The sequence below is a fragment of the Ruegeria discodermiae genome (assembly GCF_030758345.1).
GTDB lineage: Bacteria > Pseudomonadota > Alphaproteobacteria > Rhodobacterales > Rhodobacteraceae > Ruegeria_C.
Map to the genome: position 1 here is coordinate 117,540 of NZ_JAVAMO010000007.1, position 22,520 is coordinate 140,059.

Below are 22,520 nucleotides of genomic sequence, written 5' to 3' on the forward strand. Positions count from 1 at the left end.
TGACAATCCCCCAGCATGGAACCCCAAGTTGGAGGTCTTTGCTCTACAACTTCCTGAAACTCGGCGCGAGAATGGGTGCCATGGTTACAGCAAAATAAGCTGCGGCCGTTACTACCACGGTCGCCGGTAATCCAAGGAGCGCAATAGCGGCTCCACCGAATAGCCCGCCAAATGGAATCAGGGCCCAGGCAAGCGCGGCCATCAGCGAACTTACGCGGCCCACCAGCGGCTCGGGCATGCGTTCGAAACCAACGGCGGAAATGATAGGGTTGATGAATCCAATTGCGAACCCAGCACCTGCAAGAACAACAAACATGAGATCGTAAGGTACTACTGGTAGAAGGATCAAAAAGCGCGGTGCGCCGCCGATCAAGAATGCAATTGTGTAGGTTTTCAGTCGCGGCATTCTATCGCCAAACCGGGCGGCTGTGGCAGCGCCTGCTACAGCAAATGCGGACTGCACCGCGACGAGCAAACCTATTGCACCGGGACCGCCTCCGTATTCTCTTGCCCAAACGGGAAGCATCACGGAAATAAGTGCCTGATCTAGCAAGTTCGTGACAGCGATCATGACGACGATCCGGACCAGGACCGGATCCTCAGTAAGGAAATTCCAACCCTCGCGCAAATCGGAAAGATAGCTTTTACCTGCATCGGCCAGATGTCGGCTCCTGCGTGGAATGCCAAAGGCGACAAAAAGACCAGCAAGGCAAAATGCAATAGCGTTGATGATCAGCGCTGGCGCAGCACCAACAAAAGCTACCAAGGCTCCTGCCAATCCGGCCCCCAGTGTGGTTGCCAATCGGTCTACGGTGCCTATCAGGCCCGTCACTCGCTCCAACGGAAGCGTTGCTGTGTCAGCGACAAACGGAACCAGGGCCTGCTTTGCTGCATCCGTTGGTCCGCGCAGCAGACCCACCCCAATCACCACCGGAATTAGTGTATGGATATGCAAAACATCGGCGAAGTGAATAAGCGGGATCAATGTAATGGCGACCACTGAAGTCGCTTCACCAACAACCGCCACAAATCGAGCCCCAAGCCTGTCAATGAGCGGCCCGCCAAGACCCTTAGAAATGACGTAAGGAAGCATCTCTGCGAAAGCCGTAAGGCCAGTGAGCATCGGGTTGCCGGTCATATTCAAGACGAGCCATGGAATTGCTATCATTGAGAGCCGCGTGCCCGACAGCGCAAATGCCTGAGCGAAAAGCAATGCGACAACCGGCCTGCGCGAAGGTTTCATTGCTCATTGTCATCTATCGCAAGAGACGAAAGCTCCGGGAATGGAAATGTATGCAACACAATCATGAAGTTGCGAGTTCCAGACGGCAAAGGCGCGTCCTGTCGCGGATACCTCGCATTGGCATCTCGAAGGGTGGTCATCAAAGCTTTGCTGACTTCACGCGCCTCATCTTCAGTGACAGGAATGACAATGTCGTTCGCAGTAGACATCTTGCGCCACGAGGTCGGCAACGAGCGATATTGGCCAAGGGCGCGTTGAATATGCTCCATGTGCTGTGAAATCACCGCCTGACTCATCGCAAGTCCCGCTTCCAGCGCATCTCCGGATTTCTCGGAAGCATCAAAAACAGTCATGTCGTGCTTGGACCGCCACCATCGTTCCCGATTATTGCCGAGTTCTGGTGCGGTTTCGATGAAGCCATGTTCAGCGAGCTTCCGCAGATGGTAACTTGTTGCGCCTGAATTGAGGCCCAATCGCTTCGCAAGACTTGTGGACGTGGCCGGACCCTCAACTCTAAGCAGACCCAGCATGCGCAACCGTTCTGGATGGGCAAGCGCCTTTAGCGCTGTTGTGTCTGGGACGATCTCAGCGATGTCATGTTTCAGAGCTGGCTTTGGTTGACGTTTGTTGATCATGTCGTCAAAGTAAACTGCAAACATACCTTTGCAAATGATTCTTTGTGATTTTTGACGAGCTTATTCGAAGGCCGAAAGGGGCTCAGAATCCGTAATTCGCAATCTTGCAGAAGATGGATGGTCGGCTCTACTTGCTGCTTCGCTGTGTGAGCACCAGGGTCCGCTGATGAATTTTCATGCGACGGCACCAACTATTCCGTTTGAGACAAGATGTTCTACAATTCAAAGTGCAAGCATAAGAACAGCGGCGTGCTGTCGCCCGTCGACCTCGAATCCAGACAGCACAAACAGAACTAGGCAGGTTTATAGCAACTGTGTCTATTCGCTGAGTTGAAGTTGCCAGGGATTGCCGCAGGTCAAGCGGCTGTTTCCCGCTTCGCTTGGAATGTAGCCATTGACAGCTGGGTAGTGGGTTGTTTGATACCGGTGCAGGATGGCCTCGACGGCAAGAGTTTGCTGTTCGGGGCCAATTTCGTCAGGCAGATGAGGAAAAGAGGCTATTTGAACAGCTCTAGGCGCGAATGACAGACCGCAACGACATCGAAGGGTTGATTGGCAAGGTCGCGCTTGGCGATAGGGCAGCACTTGCCTTGCTCTATGATGCAACAAGCGGGAAACTTTTCGGAGTTTGCCTCCGTGTCTTGACGGACAGGTCGGAAGCCGAGGATGCATTGCAGGATGTATATCTTCGGATTTGGGCCAAAGCCGACCAATACACGGTTACAGGCCACAGCCCGATGACGTGGCTCATCACTGTTGCGCGAAATCTGGCGATTGACCGGCTGCGGGCCAAAAAGAAAAACCATGTGGATCTCGACAGCATCGGCGAGCTTGTCGAAAAACGTCCGGGTCCTGAGGCTGCAAGTATTGCTGTTTCAGAGCACCGACGGATCAGCGCCTGTTTTGATGAGCTGCCGCCGGATCGCGCCGCTGCTGTCCGGGCCGTATATCTCGACGGTGCGACCTACCAAGCGCTCGCGGACCGCTTTGATGTGCCGCTGAACACGATGCGAACCTGGCTGCGCCGCAGTCTGATATCATTGAAGGAGTGTCTGTCTCGATGAGCGACCAAAGGGACGTACAGGAAGACGAGGCGCTCGCCGCCGAATACGTCTTGCGCCTGCTGGACGCGGAAGCAGAGCGGGTATTCGAATTGCGACTCCACTCCGAGCCAGACCTTCGCGCGCTTGTGCGGTTCTGGGAGTCAGAGTTTGCGTCCTTGGCCGCAGATGTGCCAGAGGAAGCGCCATCGCCTTCAATCCGTTCGAAGCTGCTCGCAGAGTTGAGCGGCGCGGAAACGAGTCCGAGGCGTGGTTGGGCCTGGGGTTGGCTCTCCCTCTCCGCGTTGGCTGCTTTTGTAGTTGCAGCGTTCCTGGCATTCAGCCCGATGTTGCGCGGCCCGGCCTTCGATCCAACGCTGCATGCGACGCTGATCTCGGCAGATGGGGCCGTACATATCGAGGCAGGCTATGCCCCGAATGGCAACCTGTTCAAAGTGATCCCCGAACAAGGCGCGCCGGCAGCGGGCCGGGATTTTGAACTTTGGGTAATCAACGCGAATGCCGATGCGCCCGTCTCACTTGGGGTGATACCAGCTGACCGGGAAAGCCTGTTCGAGATCACGCCTGAGATTGCCGCCTTGATCGACGGTGGAACGCTCGCCGTCTCGGACGAACCGGAAGGCGGCTCACCCACAGGCGCACCGACCGGTGCCATTTTGGCAACCGACGAATTCTTTGATGCGGCCTTATTTCAGGCGGGCTGAAACTGTCTCATACTTCGCGCCGCGTCTCTCGCGTATGCGCCGAGAGTTATAACCGTTCAACAGGTCGATGCGGACTTGGGCGGCAGGATGACAGTGGCGGCGTTTCGAGCGGCAATCACTTCTAAGCATCTATGGATGTCGTAAGCGGCGTCAGCAGCGACCGATCCAACCTAATCGCCTGCCGGGATCTGATCGAGCAGTTCCGGCAGCATATGCGCCGCTTTGGGCCGCCATGCTTGCGCGCGTTTCATTCACCTTCGCCTGCAGCCTTGATGCCAGTACTGTCGATGAGCAAGTTCAGCGGGCCATTGCCGCCGCGATTGGAGATGTTCACGTCCAGCGTCCGTTGACGGCGACACCGCATACCATGGTTTGGCACCTGCCAATCCGGCCCGACTAGTTGCAGAAGGCTCTGCATGAAACCGGTCGTCTTCCGAATCGGCATGCCAACCAGAACCTTCATCGTCACCCAGGTCTGGATCGCGGCCTCACCAAAACTCGTTTGGCGGCTAGGTCTGCCAGTCGGAGGCAGCGTCCATGTCATCTCGTGATCGAACCAGATCGCCAGCGACCCGCGCGCAGCCTCAACGCATCATTTTAAGCCGACCAGTTCGTAGTCTTTATTTCGCCGGTGCCCAACTGCTTATGCATCCCGGCTATCATGCTGGATTCACTTAGTGAAACCCTGACCGGAATTTGCGCAGCTGCGCTCTAACGCCATCGATATACCGCGCAGCCAAGGTATCCCTGAAACTTTTCCGTCATGTCGCCCGTATCTATTGGCACCATTTGGATAAGAAATAGGAGACAAAAATGCCTTTTGATAAGACGCTATTGAGAATGAACAACGGTCCGATTGATGCGGTTTACAACGTCGCGATGCTGCAAGATGGGGATCAACCGAAGCTCGATGAAGACGACATGGAATGGGGCTTCCCCAGCGCGGACCACGATGGCCCTCGCCATTGGAGCGTCCATCGGGTCGGAGGGAGCGTTCATAAGGAGGGCGATCCTGGCGAACCAAACGAGGTTGATTTCAATGTCAATGTCGGGATCAGCGACGCGCAGTTCGAAAAGCTGTGCGGTTGCGAGCCGTTCGCGATCAAGCTCGACCTCCGCCACATCGATACCAATGACGAAGACTTCGACGGGGTCACGGTGACAACGTCGTCTGGCACATACCACTTCTCAGCAAGCGATGCGATTGTTGCGGATATCTCGATCGATGATGTCACGAATGCGAACCCATCGGCCGATTTCGACGATCCAAATCCTCCAAAGGGCATGCAGCCACTATGGCAGGTCGATTTCGAGGTCACCGTACACTTCAAGGGGGACAAGGAGGTCGAACGCGTCGATGGCACGAGATATGAGGAATTCAGCCTTGATATCGTCAAGATAGGCGACTTCGAGGTAAGTGGAAACGCTGGCTGGTCAAACGTCTTCATCGCAGACGATGACGAGAACGAGAACGTCTCCATGTATCATGACGAGATATTCGACTCATTTGGCACACTGTTGCAGACGCAACCCCAGCCCATCGGTTTGTCACCATCTACTGCCACAGATGGCGATAGCTTCGTCTTCAGACCTCTACCTCCTGTGAGGCCGGACGCGCCTGACGATGTAATGCCGGACGTGACGGCGTTTTCCACACCATTGGTGCCCGGGGCATCTGATGAGCTCGACCAGCCAAACAATGTCGACGAAGTCTTAGTCGCGGGGCTTGACCTGTACGAAACTGATCCGAGCGGACAGACGTCATTTGGTGTCATTGGTGAAGATTTATTTTAAGCCAGACACCCTCCGATCCGGCACATTTGTCGAATTTGAGGCGATGATCGGAGAACCAAGACCCCATCCCTTCCTTCTTGCAAGAGATGGGTCGCAAAACCGTGTCGCTGCGCGGGCAGCGATGCGGTTGGATGACTCTGTTCAGATTGTCGACAGGATACGTTGCTGGCAAGCAGACCTCGACCAAGTTGCAGCGCAACAAGACGCAGGAGTCATCCTTGCACTGGAGAGCCACTCATGATCTCACCGTCCGGGAATTTGAAGCTCTACCTGGCCTCCAAGCCGTGTCTGCCATCAGCAAACCTGGAACAGAATAGGTTGATTGCATAGCGTAGAATCTAGCGGCCGTTTGCAGCGTCATCTATCTGAGGTCGTAAATCATTGTGGTCGTGTGAAACATTTATCAGCACAACTGCTACTCTTCATTAGATCAACCCAATTGATGGTTGAGCAGCCGCGATGCCACGAAAGTACTCGATTATCGCGCTTCTGGTCAGTTTGGGATGGAACTTCTGACCCGCCTTGCGAGCACGTTTGGACGCTGTTGCATAGGCGCATTCGTCGTCCCAGATCGACGTCAGGGCTTCCCACCAGCAGTTGGTGGTTTGCTCATCGGGAAAGTAAAGCGGGTCGGACATACAATGGGAAGGAATATCCAGAAGGATGCCCGCGCGCCCGGTAGCCTCAGGTAGCCCGCCGTGGCGGCTGGCCAGAACCGGCACACCCGACAAGCTCGCTTCGACCGCAGCGCGGCCGAACCCTTCGTGGCAATAAGACGGCATCAGGAGCACGTTGGTCCTGGCATAAACCGCGGCCATGTCGCGTTGTACAGGCAGCAGCGTCACATTGGCAAGCGATGCCAGGCCGATGGAGTCCCGCCATAGAGCATCCTTCGACATCTGCCCCTGCAATACGAGAAACTTCATTTCCGGCCTCTCGCGCATCGCCTGTCGGGCAAGCGCGATCAACATGGTCAGACCCTTGTGCGGAACCGGGTTGACATGGGTCACAAAGCCCCGACGGTGCGGCGCGGGCCGTCCGCCGATCGCGGTCGCGGGATCATTGACGAAGCGGTCCGACGAGATAATTGGATGCAGGACATCGACCGGGCCACAAAGGCGCGCGCTATAGCGATCGACCAGAAACTGAGACGGACAGATCGCCCGATCACCCGGCAGGAACCAGTCCCAGCCGTCTATCCCAGCATGGCCGAGATAAAAGACCAGTTGCGCACCTGCGGCCCGGATCGCCGAATGCATCCGTTTGGCATGTGATCCGCTGCCATAGGTGATGACGATTTCGGACTTTTTGGCGGCGAGGTATCCCTCAAGGGCCCGGTGGAAGCGGGCCGAGTCGCGCCAGGTCAGGTCATGAATGTGCGAGCTTTGCGTCTGCAAGACAAAATGCTGCACGCCTGAACGCGAAACGCGGAGGAGCCTGCCTCCGCAATTCTGGATTGGGTAGCCGTTGCGTCCGATCCGGTCTCTGAACGAAACGTCGTCTATTGCATCGAAAAGTGAGGCTGAGAAACTGGTTGCCTCGGCGCCCTCGCGGGCGAGGCATTCCAGGATCGAGCGGATCGAATGCCCAACACCGCTTGCATCGTCGAGCAGGCATTTCGACCCGATGAACGCAACCCGCAGGCCGCGCCCCTGCCGCAGAAGGGGCGGGCGCGCGGGAGCGGCGGATGTGCTGTTCTGCACCATCTTTGGTTCTCAGATCGCGAAATCGTTTTGCAACGCGAACATCTCCGCCAAACCCGGGTCCAGCGGATCGGGTTCCGGCACGGGTTCGTTCGCGCCCCGATTGAGCGTGGTATCGGGGCGATCGAGAAGCAGGAACGCGCCAGCGTCGGTGTCGTCAGTGCCATCAAAGTCCAGCGTCGACGTACTGGCATCGGGGTCGTCAAAGACAAAGTCGAGTTCGTCGTCAAAGACAGAGTTATCGACAACCACAATCGGAACGCCGTCGGCGCCGCCATCCGTACCCAAGCTCACGTCAATGTCGTCTTCGTCCGGTAGAAAGTCATCGACGAGGTCGACACCGGACATCATTTTGTCGTACCGTTCTTTCGCAATGTCGTCGCTTTTGAGCCTTGGTCTCATTTCTATGTCCTCCTGGATTGGCGCCCACAACGCGGGCCAGAATTTCTCTTCGAGCACCCGAAGAAACGGCGCCTGGAGGGAGATAGTTTCAGCGTTCACGAATATGTTATCGCGCCCGGTCACAGCGGAACCCGTCCTGCGCTCGGTTCGATAGGTGTCTGCTTTTTGAACTGTTCCGGGTCGGATACACAGCACTAGCAAAATCGGTCGGTTGCCTTGCCGACTGCCAATCCTTTCTGTGGACTGTGAGAATGACCGGTCTGACCGCTGCATGATAGTGCTGAAATCAGTGCATTTGCGGCGAACCTCCTGCTGGGAGCACACACAGCGAGATCATGACACTTCCGCTATGGGCTCACAGCCAGAATTCGCCCCTTGATGAATGAACGACGGCTGACCAGCAAGGCTCCCTTCGGCTATGACATCATCGAATTGGAAAGGTGCGGGACTTTGCAGCCATCTTGTAAACTAAGCTGAAAGGTGTGCTCTTTTAAGCGGCCTGGGCTGTGGAAAGTCCGTACGCGTGGTCACTTCGGATGACAACGCACAGCCAAATTGTCTGTAAATATCGCGGTAACGAAATTAGCCTCTTGGAGCCAATTGAATGGACCCTTTGCACGCGAAAGCTGGCGCCGATGTATTGCTGGCTAACAATTTGGGCGAGGAAGATTTTTACCATCGACATAGCTGCAATTGGCTGCACATTATCAGGTCAGTTTTTCGGAAAGCCCGACAGCGAATCCCGGGTAAGTGGCGTCGACCATTCTGGATACTGCAGCAGAATGAGAACTGACTATCGATGACTCGACCAACGCAAGACTGTTCCGAACATTCGGCTATCATGGCAGTGATCGAGCGTGAATCCGACTGTTTTGTTCGACAGGATTATGATGGTTGGGCCGCGTGTTGGGTTCAAGATGATCGTGCACGAGAAGTATGCGTTGCATCCTCCTTGGGATCTACAGTTCTTGAAGGGTGGGAGGCACTCAGCCGTTATATGCAAGATGTCATGGAGAACGGAGCGGCCTGCCAGATCACTGATATCAGACGCTTTGACGTAAGCATCACGCTCAGCGGCCAGATCGCCCATGTGGTTTTTTATGAAACTTCGAAACATGTGAGTGGTCGTATTGAAAAAACCTTTGAGACCAGAGTGCTGGAACGATCAGGTGGCAAATGGCGGATTCTATACCTGTCTTTTGTACTTAGTGGCCATCAGCACGTCGACGTAAACAGACTGGCAGTAAATGCCAAAGGTGAAATTCTCTGCGCTCCTGAACAAGCGCGCCAGCAACTTGATAGCCACCTCGGTCTTCAGATTTCCAATAATCGGCTGCGCGCCTCCCGGCCTTCGTGGGACAAAGTCCTGCAAACCGCTCTGGGACGCGCGGGTGAACAACATGGCTATTTTCAACACTATAGATACGTGGCTGAAAGCGGTCGCAGTTTCCGACTTCCCGTTGTGCTTGGCGAAACCGAAGAAGGAAGCGTTGTGGTTTGCGTTCTCTTTGTTCGAGACGGTATGACCTTTGTAGAGGCCGAGAGTGACGGTGATATCGATGCACGTTTGAAAACGGCAAGGACCGTTTTTGGGCTGTCCGAAGGACAGATGTTGCTTGCACGGCACATCGTGCAAGGTGACAATTTGGTCACCGCGTCCGAATCCCTTGGCATCACCAAGAATACTGCAAGAACGCATTTGCCACGTAACTACGAAAAGACGGGCATTAACTCACAAACCGCATTGGTTCGAACGCTATTGAGCGTCGGTTGAAATAATGGCCTCAGCACCGATAAGGCGTCGTTCGCACTGAGTGCAGCATCGGTCAAAAATGGGCTCATTCGTTGAATCCGCTGCGCCACGCGCCAACGGCGGCTTTATCCTTAACTCATAGAGTGTCATTTCGCCCGGTCCCGCAAAGGGCCGAGAAAAAACGGGGTTTTTAACATAATAGGCATTATAGGGCGCAGCGCTGGACGCCCGCGACGGATGTCTTGAAGCTCCGTTGATGCCCTTGATTCAGGAGCGCCCCACCGCTGCGGACAGGTATCCACTGCCTGGATGGAACAGCCCCCATAGCGATCACAGTGTCCGAGGCGATGGACCTGAGAAATCCAATCGCAGCCAGAGCGCTCAATCGAAACGCGGCGCGTCGGTTGACTCCGCCCGTATCGACATGATTCTTGGAGGCAGCATTGAGTGATGCTGTTTTAGGCATAAGACAGTTGCTCTCTTGATGTGAGGAATGCCCCGGGCTTGGGGCGTTTCAGGTCCTGTCGATTGCGCCAACAACCGACAGGACCGCTTTTTGCTCGATTAGTGTCCTTCCTCTTGCTGCATTTTATTCTCCGATCAGATGCACCAGGACAGGCGTTTGCCGCCGCCGTATGGCCGCGCGAGACCTTCGGAAATCAGGATGTTCCCGACGTTCTCTCCAGCGACGCGGCCGACCGCCAGAAAACGGTCATGCACGTCCAGATCGGGTTCGATGATCAACTTGATTTGGCCCGCCTTTTGGATGAGTTCTGTCAGCCGCGCTTTCGCTTTCAAGCCCAGGGCTTTTTCTGCAGCACATTGTGGCCAGTAGGTCTCTGGTGTGTCGAAGCCGACGAGGCGATAACGATCATCGCCATGGTCGAGCGTATCGCCGTCAACGGCGAACACATCTGAGGCACTAAAAACCTTGGTGGTTTGGCCAAGGTGATGGGTAGCGATCAGTAGACCGGCCAGCACTGCGCAGGAGAGAAGGAGCTTGTTCATGCGCCCTGCACTCCTTGATGCAAAAGAAAGGCAGGATCAGATGCAAGTGGGCGATGGGCATCAAAAGACTCGCCCCCTGCCCCGTGTCGTGCCGGACAAACAGTGCCTGAACGGTTTCCAAGGCGAGAGGCACGGTTCAAGCCGCGCCTAGATTTAGGGCTGAGTGTCCATGGCCAGGGCTTCTTCGAGTTGTTTGGGTGAAACTGACTCGATGGTGAAATCCGGCTTAATACACAAGAACCGGCCATCACCGAACTCTTGGTGATGGTTGATGAGGCCGGGCCAAAGAACAAGCTCGCGGGGGACGGCTCCTGTCCTTGAGATCCTCGATTTACAAAGCGCACCAACGTAATCTGGTGATGGGCGTTGTTGAATAACTCTAGCTGCGCAGGATTCACAATCTGAATCCATATGGTTAATCGGGTCGAATGAGTAAGCCATCATCCGCCCGTTACCGCGTCACGAACTGGTCTGACTATAATGCTGCGCTCAAGAAACGCGGGTCACTTCTTGTCTGGCTGGACAAGGACATGACTTGGCTCGCGGCGCACGAGGGTCGGCCCGGGCGTCCGCCGGTCTTTTCGAATGCGGCGATCCAATTCTGCCTGTCGATCAAGGTGCTGTTCAAGCTGCCACTGAGACAGACAGCGGGCATGGTCGCCAGCCTCTTGCGCTTGGCCGGGCTGGACTGGCCTGTTCCCGATTACTCCACTCTTAGCCGTCGACAGAAAACCTTGGCCGTTCAGATCCCGTATCGCCGTGCTGACGGCCCGCTCACCCTTCTTGTGGACAGTACTGGGATCAAGTTTCTCGGCGATGGCGAATGGCAAGCCCGCAAGCATGGCGTGCGTGGTTGCCGCCAGTGGCGAAAGGTACATCTGGCAATGGATACGGCGACCTCCGACATCCGCGCCATCGAGTTCACTCCAAGCAGTGATGGCGACAGCCCGATCCTGCCAGAGTTGCTCGACCAGATCCCCGAGGAGGAACAGATCGGGACTGTAACCGCAGACGGCGCTTACGACACGCGCCGTTGCTACACGGCCATCATTGAGCGTGACGCCGCCCCGATCATTCCGATCCGAAAGAACGGTCGACCCTGGAAGGACGACTGCTCGGCTTCTCGGGTCAGGAACGAAACACTGCGCGCTACCCGGCACTACGGTCGGGCGTTCTGGAAGCGCTGGACAGGGTATCACGCTCAGAGCCGGATCGAGGCGAGGATGCGTTGCCTCAAGGCGTTCGGCGAGCGCATCGCAGCAAGAGACCCCGGCTGACAAACCGCCGAAATTCACATCCGCGTGGCACTCATGAACCGCTTCAATGCTCTCGGCACCGCCGAAATCACTCGTGTGGCATAACATCAGCGGGGAAAGGGGCCGTCACGCCTTACGTGGGAGTTACGCAACAACGCCGCTTTGATGCCGGCCGTGTTGGCCCCGCTTTTGTCGATGACGATCTTGCACGGCAGCCCGTTTGCTTCGAGCGCGCGGGCAAAAAACTTCGTTGCTGCAGCTTTGTTTCTGCGTTTGGACAGCATGAAATCAAGCGTTTTGCCGAACTTGTCGATCGCGCGATAGAGATAAACCCACTCACCTTTCACTTTCACATACGTCTCATCCATACGCCAAGAACGATCCACGGTGCGCTTTCGATATCGTGCTGCTTCCGCTACGAGCCCGGCATATTTTCCTACCCATCGGTTCAGCGTCGCATGATCCAGATCGACGCCTCGTTCGGCCATGATTTCTTCCAGATCCCTGTATGAGACACCGTAGCGCAGGTAGAAGAAGACCGCGTACAAGATAACGTCCTTTGGAAAATGCGCGCCTTTAATTGAGATTGTCACGGTTTGCTCCTGTCATAGCCGAGCGCGCGCTATCAGAACTGAAGTAGGAATGACAGTTGGGAGCAGAGTTTGCGACAGAACCTTGTGATTTGTGGACCGCCCGCTGCGAGTTACTCGGGGCGCTTTGAGCATCATGTTCCGTCAGCTCGTTGAGACAGCTCGACGCTGCGGCTATGAGCGGCTTGGGCCGTCCTTTGAATGAGCGGGAACACCCCTTTCTCAAGGGACATCAACTCCCGCAATCCGGCTTCAGTTGTTCCATTTGGGGAGGTAACCTGGTTTCGAAGTTCGGCAGGTGAGTTTGGGCTGTGACGCATCAAATCGCCGCTCCCCGAAACCATTGCAGATGCCAGTTTGGCCGAAACTTCTTGAGCCAAACCCAGTTCTCTCCCGGCTTCTGCCAATGCCTCTGTCAGCGCAAAAACATAGGCCGGGCCGCTTCCAGAAATCGCGGTCACAGCGTGAAGCATGTCCTCGTTATCAAGGATCACGGTCTCTCCAACTGCCTGCATCAGCTGTATTGCAAGATCCATATGACTGGCCGTCGTGCAGGCATTGCCGACAAGAGCGGTGATGCCAGAACCAACCGCTGCGGGCGTGTTTGGCATTGTGCGCACAATTGGAGTTTGTGGACCCAGCAATTCCTCACAGGTCGAAATCAGTGTGCCAGCAGCAACCGATACAAAAAGAGTTTGCCTGGACCCAAGCGAATTCAGGTTCGACAAAGCAGAAGTCATGACCTGAGGCTTTGTCGCAATTACCGCCACGGAAGGCGGCTCCGCTGGTTGTTGGTTCAGGCGCAAGCCAAGATGCTTGAGGCTCTGCAGCCAGTCAGATGGACGCGGATCCAGAACAATGATCTGTTCGGGGTCTAACCCGGCATTGAGCCATCCGTTTAATAGTGCGGAGCCCATCTTGCCGCACCCCAAAAGCAACAAGCCACGATCACCGACCTCTAATCGGCTCTGACCTTCTGGGCCCACAACCTGTGCCATACAATCAGCTCGCAACTTTCAGGGTGCTTCGTTGCACAAGCTCTTTGTAGAGCTCGCGCAAGCGGCGGGTCATCGGACCAGCACCTTCATGCTCCCCAATCTTTTTTCCATCAATTGAAGCAACGGGTGTTTGTGCGCCGAATGTACCGGTCAGAAAGGCCTCGTCGGCTCCGTAGGTTTCATAGAGCGAATAGTTTTTCTCGAATACTGGGATATCGTCGGCCCGACACAGGTCTATGACTTTCTGGCGGGTCACCCCGTTCATGCAGTAGTCGCCAGTGGATGTCCAAACCTCGCCACGACGCACAATGAAGAAGTTGCATGCATTTGTGGTGTTCACAAATCCATGTGGGTCCAGCATCAGGGCTTCGTCAGCGCCAGCCTGTTCCGCCTGTAGGCTTGCGATGACGCAGTTCAGCTTTGAATGACTGTTGTACTTGGCATCCTGACTCATCGGCAGACCGCGCACCTGAGGCACGGTGGCCAACCGAATGCCTTGGCTCAATAGGCTGTCGGCAGGTTTCGAATGCTCCACAATCGCGACTACGGTGGGCCCGGAACGAGACAACCCAGGATGCTGAAACGGCTTGTCCTTTGGTCCGCGAGTCACCATGAACCGGCAATGCGCGTCCGTTGTCATGCCATTGGCTTTGGCCGTGTCATTCAGTGCCTGCAGGACTTCGTCCTTCGTCATGCCGACGTCAATGGAGACGGCTTTGCAGCTGTTGAAGAACCGATCCATGTGTTCGTCAAAAAACGCCCAAGTACCGTTGTAGAGTCGCAACCCCTCCCACATTCCATCGCCCAGCATGAAACCGGAGTCGTAGACAGACACCATCGCTTCGCTGCGCGGGACGATCTTGCCGTTAAGGTAGATCTTGATGTCTCGATTGCGCGCGTCTTCCTGCGCGTCATGTGTGGAGTGGCTTGGAGTTTGCTCGCTCATATTGTCGCTCGTAAATGGGCATTGCATTGAAGAGGGGCGGCGGCGGAGACCGCCGCCCTGTTTGGGAGTCTTTAGTTTATCAGCCCGACTTCTCGGAAGTAGCGCTCCGCTCCGGGATGCATTGGTGCAGACAACCCGTTCACAACCATTTCCTCCTTCTTGAGGTTGGCAAAGGCCGGGTGGAACGTCTTGAAAGTATCAAAGTTGTCAAAGACCGCTTTGACCATCACGTAGACGGTTTCTTCCGGCACGTTTGTGGATGTCACGAAGGTGGACGGAAGACCAAAGGATGGAACGTCCGCATCCACACCGCGATACAAACCACCCGGTATTGTCACGTTGCCATAATAGGGCTTGCTTTCGACCAGCGTCTGTACTGCATCACCTTCAACAGGAATAATGTTGATATCGCAGGTCGTGGCAGCTTCCAGAACGTTGGCCACCGGGTTTCCCGCAACCATCAGAAACGCTTCGATGGTATTGTCGCACAAGGCTGAAGACTGCTCTGCGGATTTCATTTCGGTCACCAGTCCAAAATGGTCCATGTCCCAGCCCAATGCGTCTACCAGAACTTCAGCTGTGCCACGCGTTCCGGAGCCGGGGTTGCCCAAATTTATGGTCCGGCCACCGAGATCGTCCAGAGACTCAATGCCTGTATCTTTGCGTGCAGCGATAATGACTGTATCAGGATGCAAAGAGAACAGACTGCGGAGTTCAGCGTCCGGGCCATCATCTTCGAACAGGCTGGTCCCGTTCAGGGCGTGGAACTGCCAGTCCGACTGCACAATACCCATCTCCAGTTCGCCCTCGCGCATGGTGCGTAGGTTGTACACTGACCCGCCCGTGCTCTCGACCGAGCAACGAATACCGTGTTCCTTGCGCTTCTGATTAACCAACCGGCAGATTCCACCACCAACGGCATAGTAAATGCCGGTGACACCGCCAGTACCGATTGTCAGAAACTCCTCCGCTTTCGCAGGGGCGCCAGCCAGAAGCGCGGCCGCGCCAAACGCCGCAAGCCCGGTTTGTATTCTACTTTTGAGGATGCCGGTCGATAACATGAATAATTCCCTTTTCACCTGTTGCGTCATCCCGGCTCCGGACCGGGTGATCATCTCTTGCCGATGGGTGGGCAATCGCAGCCAAGGTTCGGAGCCCATCGAATCCCCACCTGCCGCGACCATACCGCTAGCTCCCCATATTGTCGACAATTTATATTATTGTCGACAATCTTAAAATTGCCGGCTACATTGAAATCGAGCTGCTGCGATCGACAATTGGCCCGAAACTGGAAGTACAGCGGCAGTCCTTTTTTCTGGCTATCTTGGCCTCACGAAGTAGTCTCGCCTTCCACCCATTGAGGCGCCATCAACGGGACCGACATGACAAGACAAGCATCTTCCGCAGAGAAATCCGGTGATACATTGAAAGACAGAACGCTGGAGCGACTCCAGAAGCTGATCTTGACCGGAGATCTGGAGCCCGGGGCAAAACTGTTGGAAACCCAGGTTGCTACTCAGCTGGATGTCAGCCGCGCCACACTGCGCGAAGCGATGGTTCAATTGAGTGAGATTGGGCTTCTTGCATACATCCCGTTCCGCGGCACTTTCCTTCGTACACTAGATCCCGTTGATCTGGACGAAATCTACTCGTTCCGAACGGGGCTCGAGAAGATGGCGTTTCAGTTCTGCTGGGATAAACGTGACCTCATCAGCCTCGCCGACCTGCAGATGCGCAACAACAGGCTGTGCGATTGCATCTCGGATAATGACCCCTACGGCGCGATCATGGCCGAAATGCACCTGCACTCATGGTGCTATGAACTTTCGGGGCACACTCTTCTGCTGCAGAGCTGGGGGCGCCTGAAACCTAACCTCCAGTTCTACTTTGCAATGCACCAAAAAGCGCACGGGCGCGGCGGCCCACTCCGGGAATCCCACGACCAATATCTCCAGCTTGCTCAAGGGAACAGCTTGGATGCCATGTTGAATCACCTTGAAGACCACATGCGGCAAGGCTTGGAAAACACTATGAGATTTCTGAAGGAACGAAACGTGTCACAAAACGCATGAGAACGGAAGAAGCCTTGTTGCACAATTCGGCTAGAGGGTTCCCTGCATAAATCCAGCGTAGTTGCTGGGGGTCACGGGCAGTTGGGCCAGATCTGTCGCAAAGTTTGAAAACTGGTCATCTCGACCAGCTGCTCCGATCAAATCGGAGCAGCTGCCGATGGGAATCTCGCCCAATTCGATAAGTTCCAGCATTCGTTTCGGAACCAGGGAGAAACTTTGCGACAGATCCCTCTGCACCATACCAGGGATCTCGCGGTCCCGCAGCGCACGCTGTTGGCTAATGTAATTCGCAACCTCACGCGCGAACTTCGCACGGTCAACTGTTTTCCGCTATACAACTCGCCAAAGCGAACGCTGGTTAAGTTTCAACAATCGCCCGCCGCTCGATATCGATTCCGGTGGACACATAAGTAGTTCAGGATGGCTGAGGATAACTCACCTGGGCAGGGCAGACCTCGTAAGTAGAATCCAACGCCACCGGACATTCGATCGCATTCAGGCCTTGTGCATCAATACACACGCTGATGCTGAAAAGATCGCTCGCCCCATCTGAATTGTTGATGCATTGCAGCTCTGGCGTGACACCGAAGGCGTTTCTAATGGCCGCTTCAACCTTGGACGTCTCGACCACCGTCCCGGAACCGGATGCACTGGGGTTAATGTCGGCATCCTCTAATGCAGAGGCGATATCAAACTGACCATGTAGACTGGCGCCGATGGAGAAATACTGCTCCATCGAAGTGACGTTCGAGTCGCACTTCACCGCGCAGGTGCCGTGCTTTTCCCACTCATGCTTCCACGTCCAGAATTCGTATTTTTCTTCCAGATCGATTTTCTTCAGAATCGGATTGGGCCACGTGCGGTTGAGTTCCCCCTCGATAGAATAAAGCTGACTGGCGTCGAATGCCTCACCCTTACATTGACCAAGGTATTTCTCTGTTCCCTCGTCCTCGGGCCAGAGGCCATGGACGACCCAGCCAAAGGACGCGTCATAAGTGTCGCACGCAGTTGAATCCGCTTTTAGGCAAAGCGTCGGGATCCAATCCTGTACAAAACGATAGTACGAAAAGCCCTCACAGCTTGAGGTAAAGCCGGACTCGTCGGACGAGCTTTGGTCCGCCTCCTGGTTTTGCGCCAAGGCGGCGCTCGAAATAAAAAAACAGGTGAGCCAAATCCACTTAAGCGCGCCGATATGCCCACGTGATGCAGAAAAGGACTCATGTTGCTTGTTGGTTGTGTTTGCCATGCTCTCTTTGCGATCAAGTTGCATCCCTCGTGACAATCTTGCAAATTCACAGATGCAAGTCTAGCGAACGCCAATCGACTGCGCAGCTTCACCGATGCTCATAAGCAGGAGAAATTTGTTTGGAAGCTCTCGACAGTTGGTTTCGAAGCGAGGCAAAAAAACAGTCTCGCCTCGTTTCCCTCTATTCGTGCCTGCTGACAAGTCGTCTGGCCCCTTACTTTGTCTTTAGGCTGCGATATCTCCTCGTGCTCGAGGTGCTGGTACTATGTGTTCATGTCGCTGAATTCATTATTCTTTCAGCTCATCTTCCGCCATCCAGCGTGATCCTCATCTTCTTGTTTCGCGCGGGCGCTCTGACGATAAGGGGAGCATGGTGGGGCGCACTGGAAGTTATGCGAGAACGCATTCGTTCATTCCGGGGTCAAGAGGCGACGGACCGAACCGGGACCGAGATTTCGGTATGGCTTGTCTTTTCGATGCTGATCGGTTCCGTCCTCGCGATCGGGATGCTAGGTCTGACGGGCTGGAGATATGGTCTGTCTGGATCAACCGAGACCGCATTGCTGATCTCGATTTACATTGCCGTCATCACGATTGAACTGGCGCTGCAATTTCCGATGCAGGTATTGCATTCGGGTATCTATGCCAGACGACGGATCTACCGGTCTTTCTGGTCGGTGGTGATCCCGACAATTCTTCAGATTGCGGTGCTGGTCGCCCTAACGCCGATTGCACCGGTTTCGGCCTTGATTGTGTCGATCCTGGCATCCTCTGCCTGCGCGCTTGTGGTCTCGCTCGTTTATGTGCTGCGGATGTACCAGATAACAGGAATACGCGCGAAACTGTCACTTGGCTGGTCAGAACTGCGCGCCTTCCTCTCCGGCCTTCCGCATTGGTCTTTCGCGACCTCTGCGATCTCCGGACTCTCTCTTCGCGTGGACGGCGTTCTGGTTCTCGTGATCCTGGGGCTGAGCAGCTTTGCTGGCCAGTCTGTTTCACTCACCAGCGGGCATCCTGATTGGAACTCTCCGCATCTCGGGGTGTATCTTTATCTCATTCTTCCTGCTGTCCGAGCTGCCTATTCCTGGACGACCCTCTTCTATTTCGACCTGGTCCGGCTGCGCCTGTCACCGCTCTACACACAGATGCGCGCACTGCTGTTTCGCAGGCTGACGCGGGCGGCCGTCATTCTGGCCGCGATCTTTTGGGGGTTGTCCTTTGCAGTTTCGAGGATTGTCTACCCTGATATTTCGGCGACCTTTATCATTGCCTTGCTGCCTGTCTTCGTTGTGAGGGCCTGGCTGGGTCTGTTGCAAATGCGCGCCTTTACGATGGGATATCACGCACGCGTCATTCTTTCTGTGGTCACACTTGCAACGGCAGTCTTTCTGATCGCCGTCGGAGAGTCTGCCGATCCTTATGAGCTGCTTGAAGTTCTGGCCGGGTTTTGCCTCGCCTGCGCGATCCTTTTATGTGCGGACTGGTGGTTTGGCATTGGCAAGCCACCACCGGTGCAGCAATCGCTTCATGATCTTGGAACGCTCTTTTTTGAACTTGAGGACGAAACGCCAATCTACCGGGCTCGTCTCGTGAACGGGCTTCGCAATAGCGCACGAGCCTCAATCGGTGAGATGTTCAACGAACGTTTGAACGGGAGCGGACACTGGGCTTGGCTGCAGCACAACGCGATCCTGTACTTCGCGACAGACGCGAAGAACACCGATCCGGTCTTGCCAAGTTCACTGGTGACGAACACAGGCGGCGCTCTCTATTCGGTAGAGCAACTGCACCCCAAACACGGCAAACCCACAAAGCCAACTGCGCGTCACGCCAGAGACAAGGCGGATACCGACGCGCTTGTCAGTGAATTCAAAACCTATTGGCCAAATGGAACCGTTATCGACCTTGACTCACATGGCTACAGAAAAGAACTGAGCCAGTTTTCCCCGGACCTGTTGCGCTCCATTCTGCCGATCGCATTGCGGGCGTTCAAAGCGGGCGACGCGTTCGTCACGCATGGGGGCATGAACATCTATCCGCTCGTCATCGGCGGGCGGATACGGATGATATTTCTGGTAAGCGCAAGCGATGGCTCGCCGCTGGGCTCTCCTTGGCCGGCGGTTCTGCGCAACTGGCAAGCAGGGGCGCTTGCGGCAAAGGACGGCGGATAGAACGATGGAAAAGCCACTGGACATCGACAAGGTGCTGTCAGACCCGGATGCCTATGAAAGTGCAATCCAGCATATCTATGAGAAGCGGCGGCTCAAGAACCAGAGCTTTCGCGAGGCCTATCTGGGCGTCAATTACATCGCCATCGATATGAAGCGGCAGCGGCTTGCGCGTCTGCTCGCAAAGACGGTGGCCAGCGGCCAATACCAGCTTTCGCCAGTGGACATGTGGATGTTGGAACATGGTGGCAAGTGGCGCCCGGCCCACCGTCCTACCCTGCCGGATCTGATTGTGGGCACCGTTATCGCAAGGGTCCTGTCGCAAAATGCCCGCGTCATGGGGCAGCCTGGCGTTTACGCCTATCAACCGGGTCTGAGCAACTATACGGCCCTCTCCGACTTTGCGCGCTTTGTCCGACGGCCCGAGCACAAGAACGGCCTCTTTGTGATGCAGTCGGACTTTACCCGCTATGGCGAGAATATCCCGGTATACAAGGATGCCATCGTCTGGGAAGAGCTGCGCCGGATTGCGGATATGGGCACCAAATCAGGCATATCGGAAAACGCCTGGGCCTTGATAACGGGGCTGGTCCGCCCGGTCACACGAGCGCCGGATGGCACGTCGTTTTCCCGCCTCTTCGGTATTCCCATGGGGACCCCTGTCGTCGCCGTGACAAGCAACCTCGCGATCAATCAACTCGACCTTCGCATGACAGCATATTCAGGCGCCTTCTTTGCCCGTTTCAATGATGATTTTCTGTTCGCCCACAAAGACCCCGAGGTTGTCAAAGAGGCGGATACCGCTATTGACGAGATGCTGGGAACTCTGGGCGTGACGCGAAAGCCAGAGAAGACCAAGCGCAGTTATTTGAACGGGGCCGGCAAAACCCTCGAGGATTGGGCTGAATTCAAGGGCCGCTCCAGCATAGAATTTCTCGGTCTCGCTGCGCACCATTCCGGGACACTTGGCTGGACACAGGAGCGTCTCAACCGCTTTTTCAGGTTCTTTTGCAAGCGGCTTGATCAAGTGTCCAACGAGTTGGCAGGGATCGCGACGCCGGAGCGCGCGCGCGTTCTTGTCAAAAGTGCCGAAACGCTTCTGGAACCGACAAACTCTTTTGCTCCGGTCATTACGCAGGCTCTTATCCGAGACACCACAAATCGAGCCGTGTTGAAGGACCTTGATAACCGTATTGCCAAAAAGGTGGCACAACGGATCACGGGCCGTGCAGGAGTGATCGGGTTTCGATCCTACCCCCCCGAGCGGCTTCGCCAGATGGGTTTACCGTCTTTGGTGGCAATCCGAAATTTACGTTGAAGCTATGAAGCGCTATGCAGGCCACGAGGGTCGCGGCTCGCGCGATTTCGCGCCACCTATGGCCGCCCACAGAGACTGCGGTTTTCGGACGGCTTGTTGTTAAGTTGATCCCCGCGACCCTCACATGACTCACGGACCAACCACAGTAGAAGGAAACTGGTACTCTGTTGTGTGAGCCGGCATGGAAAGTACCCATTAGCGGGGTGTCCGTGGCCGGAGAATACACCGCATCGGGTGTTTTGATTGTCGAGCAGGCACCATGGGTGAATATTTCACGACCCAGCGGTTCAGCGTCGCATGATCAATCGACACGTCGCGTTCCGCCTTAAAACCCTCAAGGTCACGGTACGGGACGCCGTAGCGCACATAGAAGTAGACCGCGAACAGGATCACCGATTTTGGGTATTGCGCATCTTTGAAGTCGACCACCGGACATTTCTAAACCTTGCCGCAGACAAACCATCAGTTGGATCAAACCGCACGAAGGTGCAACATGCGGGCCGAAGTGCGCGACAGATCCGGTCAATTCGAACTCTCTTAGAGAGCAAAACCTAGGCCGCGGAGTCTGATGGACAAATCCCACCAGCCACAAAACCCGGCAACGGTCAGGCGGTTTCGTGGTCTTCCTGGCTTCGGACGCCGTTTCCGACAATGATCTGTCGCTCGATGCCCTGCCAACTTTTCAAGACCTCTGGAGGCAATTTAGCCATCTCTTCGACCAACCGCTGCGGTTCGCTACCAACAAGATACTCCAGCAACTCATAAGCGAATACGCTGCGCACCGATGTTGGAGATACCGGAATACGGTCGGCCTCCCACCAAAAGTTGACGTTACAGTTCACCGCGCCGATATGCTTGAAGCTGTGGAACCAGTAAGCCGGGATAAACAAAAGCTCGCCGGCCTGAAGAGTGTCGAAGTAGCAGTCTGCATCACCGAAGTCCGGGAAACGGTCTGAATCCGGAGCATCCATGTTCACCCTGCTGAAACTGAAAGGCTGAAGTTCGGTCGCAAGGTAGGGGTATAGCAGAGAAAGCTGTTTGGGGGAGAAGAGCCAGACCTGCTTTTCCCCGCTGATCTGTGCATTTAGATTGTGCTTCCCGTTCGAATCGTAGTGTAAATGCGAACGCACGCCCTGGGGGCTGACCCAGAAGCCGATGGTCTCAAGCTTTTCGGGGTCGAAGTAGGGGGGGAGCGAGAAGTCTTCCAGCAACACTTTCAGGTCCGGATGATATCGATCCCAGTGCTCAAGCACGTTCACATCGTCACCCGACAGGCAGTATTTGCATCGTTCAACTTCCGGGACCTGCGACCAGACCCGGTCCATATATGCGCCTAGCGTTGCTTCTTCGCGCTGTGCCTGGATCATGCCTGCATCGTCCAGGGGGGGATGTGATCCGGTGGGCGATACCTTGTAGCTGACACCCACATGTCCAACCCGCTGATCCAGATAATCGAGGTCCCACTTGGAACTGGCTGGCCAGTCGTCGATCAGACCGGTGAGGATCACCGGCTTGTCGAGATTGGCGTAATTTGCCTCAAACTCTTCCCGGCTCGGACACTCCACGCGATCCAGTCCACCAATAACCTTCATGACGGCGTTCCCCCTGTTGTCCCAGATAAGG

At 55.4% G+C, this 22,520-nt stretch carries 18 protein-coding genes and 3 pseudogenes; 8 read left to right on the forward strand and 13 right to left on the reverse strand.

Translation table 11 applies throughout. From position 1 onward, the window contains the following. Nucleotides 1-43 precede the first annotated feature (43 nt). Complete coding sequence (locus Q5Y75_RS16490) at nt 44-1,243, reverse strand: MFS transporter (protein WP_306199440.1); 1,200 nt, start codon at nt 1,241-1,243, stop codon at nt 44-46. Then, entirely contained in the window at nt 1,240-1,902 is a 663-nt protein-coding gene (locus Q5Y75_RS16495; RefSeq protein WP_306199442.1) for an ArsR/SmtB family transcription factor, read from the reverse strand. The genes Q5Y75_RS16490 and Q5Y75_RS16495 overlap by 4 nt, the downstream gene beginning before the upstream one ends. 497 nt (nt 1,903-2,399) lie before the next feature. On the opposite strand from Q5Y75_RS16495, the gene Q5Y75_RS16500 reads away from it, so the two are divergent. Both Q5Y75_RS16500 and Q5Y75_RS16505 read left to right on the forward strand, forming a co-directional pair. Then, entirely contained in the window at nt 2,400-2,942 is a 543-nt protein-coding gene (locus tag Q5Y75_RS16500; RefSeq protein WP_306199444.1) for a sigma-70 family RNA polymerase sigma factor, read from the forward strand. Further along, nucleotides 2,939-3,643, forward strand: coding sequence for an anti-sigma factor (locus tag Q5Y75_RS16505; protein ID WP_306199445.1), 705 nt, complete (start codon nt 2,939-2,941; stop codon nt 3,641-3,643). Before Q5Y75_RS16500 ends, Q5Y75_RS16505 begins: the two co-directional genes overlap by 4 nt. 68 nt (nt 3,644-3,711) lie before the next feature. Here Q5Y75_RS16505 and Q5Y75_RS16510 read toward each other — a convergent pair. Further along, a pseudogene (locus Q5Y75_RS16510) lies at nt 3,712-4,290 on the reverse strand (transposase); the annotation flags it as partial. A 166-nt stretch (nt 4,291-4,456) separates the two neighbouring features. On the opposite strand from Q5Y75_RS16510, the gene Q5Y75_RS16515 reads away from it, so the two are divergent. Then, nucleotides 4,457-5,437, forward strand: a complete 981-nt coding sequence (locus tag Q5Y75_RS16515; protein ID WP_306199447.1) for a hypothetical protein — start codon at nt 4,457-4,459, stop codon at nt 5,435-5,437. A 425-nt stretch (nt 5,438-5,862) separates the two neighbouring features. On the opposite strand, the gene Q5Y75_RS16520 is transcribed toward Q5Y75_RS16515, so the two are convergent. Further along, nucleotides 5,863-7,143, reverse strand: coding sequence for a glycosyltransferase family 4 protein (locus Q5Y75_RS16520; protein WP_306199449.1), 1,281 nt, complete (start codon nt 7,141-7,143; stop codon nt 5,863-5,865). 9 nt (nt 7,144-7,152) lie between these two features. Beyond that, nucleotides 7,153-7,665 (reverse strand): hypothetical protein, encoded by a 513-nt coding sequence (locus Q5Y75_RS16525; protein ID WP_306199450.1) that lies wholly within the window; start codon nt 7,663-7,665, stop codon nt 7,153-7,155. 718 nt (nt 7,666-8,383) lie between these two features. Here Q5Y75_RS16525 and Q5Y75_RS16530 point away from each other — a divergent pair. Continuing rightward, the gene (locus Q5Y75_RS16530; protein ID WP_306199452.1) at nt 8,384-9,316 is read left to right on the forward strand and encodes a nuclear transport factor 2 family protein; all 933 of its coding nucleotides are present in this window, start codon (nt 8,384-8,386) and stop codon (nt 9,314-9,316) included. Nucleotides 9,317-9,895: 579 nt separating this feature from the next. On the opposite strand, the gene Q5Y75_RS16535 is transcribed toward Q5Y75_RS16530, so the two are convergent. Beyond that, entirely contained in the window at nt 9,896-10,303 is a 408-nt protein-coding gene (locus tag Q5Y75_RS16535) for a thermonuclease family protein (RefSeq protein ID WP_306199454.1), read from the reverse strand. Between the two features lie 428 nt (nt 10,304-10,731). Here Q5Y75_RS16535 and Q5Y75_RS16540 point away from each other — a divergent pair. Beyond that, nucleotides 10,732-11,664: pseudogene (locus Q5Y75_RS16540) on the forward strand (IS5 family transposase). A gap of 2 nt (nt 11,665-11,666) precedes the next feature. Here the strand turns inward: Q5Y75_RS16540 and Q5Y75_RS16545 are convergent. The 4 genes from Q5Y75_RS16545 to Q5Y75_RS16560 form a co-directional block, all read right to left on the reverse strand. Next, nucleotides 11,667-12,152 carry an IS6 family transposase gene (locus Q5Y75_RS16545; RefSeq protein WP_371933278.1) on the reverse strand — a complete coding sequence of 162 codons (486 nt, stop codon included), beginning with the start codon at nt 12,150-12,152 and terminating at the stop codon, nt 11,667-11,669. Nucleotides 12,153-12,283: 131 nt separating this feature from the next. Further along, nucleotides 12,284-13,147, reverse strand: a complete 864-nt coding sequence (gene proC / locus Q5Y75_RS16550; RefSeq protein WP_306199455.1) for a pyrroline-5-carboxylate reductase — start codon at nt 13,145-13,147, stop codon at nt 12,284-12,286. A gap of 4 nt (nt 13,148-13,151) precedes the next feature. Further along, on the reverse strand, nt 13,152-14,093 hold the full coding sequence (locus Q5Y75_RS16555; protein WP_306199458.1) for a D-amino acid aminotransferase: 942 nt from the start codon (nt 14,091-14,093) through the stop codon (nt 13,152-13,154). 71 nt (nt 14,094-14,164) lie between these two features. Beyond that, on the reverse strand, nt 14,165-15,154 hold the full coding sequence (locus Q5Y75_RS16560) for a TAXI family TRAP transporter solute-binding subunit (protein ID WP_371933281.1): 990 nt from the start codon (nt 15,152-15,154) through the stop codon (nt 14,165-14,167). Nucleotides 15,155-15,475: 321 nt separating this feature from the next. Here Q5Y75_RS16560 and Q5Y75_RS16565 point away from each other — a divergent pair, with 321 nt between their 5' ends. Continuing rightward, complete coding sequence (locus Q5Y75_RS16565) at nt 15,476-16,165, forward strand: GntR family transcriptional regulator (RefSeq protein ID WP_306199462.1); 690 nt, start codon at nt 15,476-15,478, stop codon at nt 16,163-16,165. 415 nt (nt 16,166-16,580) lie between these two features. On the opposite strand, the gene Q5Y75_RS16570 is transcribed toward Q5Y75_RS16565, so the two are convergent. Continuing rightward, on the reverse strand, nt 16,581-17,411 hold the full coding sequence (locus Q5Y75_RS16570; RefSeq protein WP_306199464.1) for a T2 family ribonuclease: 831 nt from the start codon (nt 17,409-17,411) through the stop codon (nt 16,581-16,583). Nucleotides 17,412-17,530: 119 nt separating this feature from the next. Between Q5Y75_RS16570 and Q5Y75_RS16575 the strand changes: the two genes are divergently transcribed. Together Q5Y75_RS16575 and Q5Y75_RS16580 are read left to right on the forward strand one after the other, a co-directional pair. Beyond that, nucleotides 17,531-19,582, forward strand: a complete 2,052-nt coding sequence (locus Q5Y75_RS16575; RefSeq protein WP_306199466.1) for an MATE family efflux transporter — start codon at nt 17,531-17,533, stop codon at nt 19,580-19,582. Nucleotides 19,583-19,586: 4 nt separating this feature from the next. Then, nucleotides 19,587-20,897, forward strand: coding sequence for a reverse transcriptase domain-containing protein (locus Q5Y75_RS16580; RefSeq protein WP_306199468.1), 1,311 nt, complete (start codon nt 19,587-19,589; stop codon nt 20,895-20,897). 246 nt (nt 20,898-21,143) lie between these two features. Here Q5Y75_RS16580 and Q5Y75_RS16585 read toward each other — a convergent pair. Together Q5Y75_RS16585 and Q5Y75_RS16590 are read right to left on the reverse strand one after the other, a co-directional pair. Continuing rightward, nucleotides 21,144-21,326 (reverse strand): annotated as a pseudogene (locus tag Q5Y75_RS16585) (IS6 family transposase); the annotation flags it as partial. Between the two features lie 176 nt (nt 21,327-21,502). Beyond that, the gene (locus Q5Y75_RS16590; RefSeq protein ID WP_306199470.1) at nt 21,503-22,489 is read right to left on the reverse strand and encodes a cupin-like domain-containing protein; all 987 of its coding nucleotides are present in this window, start codon (nt 22,487-22,489) and stop codon (nt 21,503-21,505) included. Between the last annotated feature and the right edge of the window lie 31 nt (nt 22,490-22,520).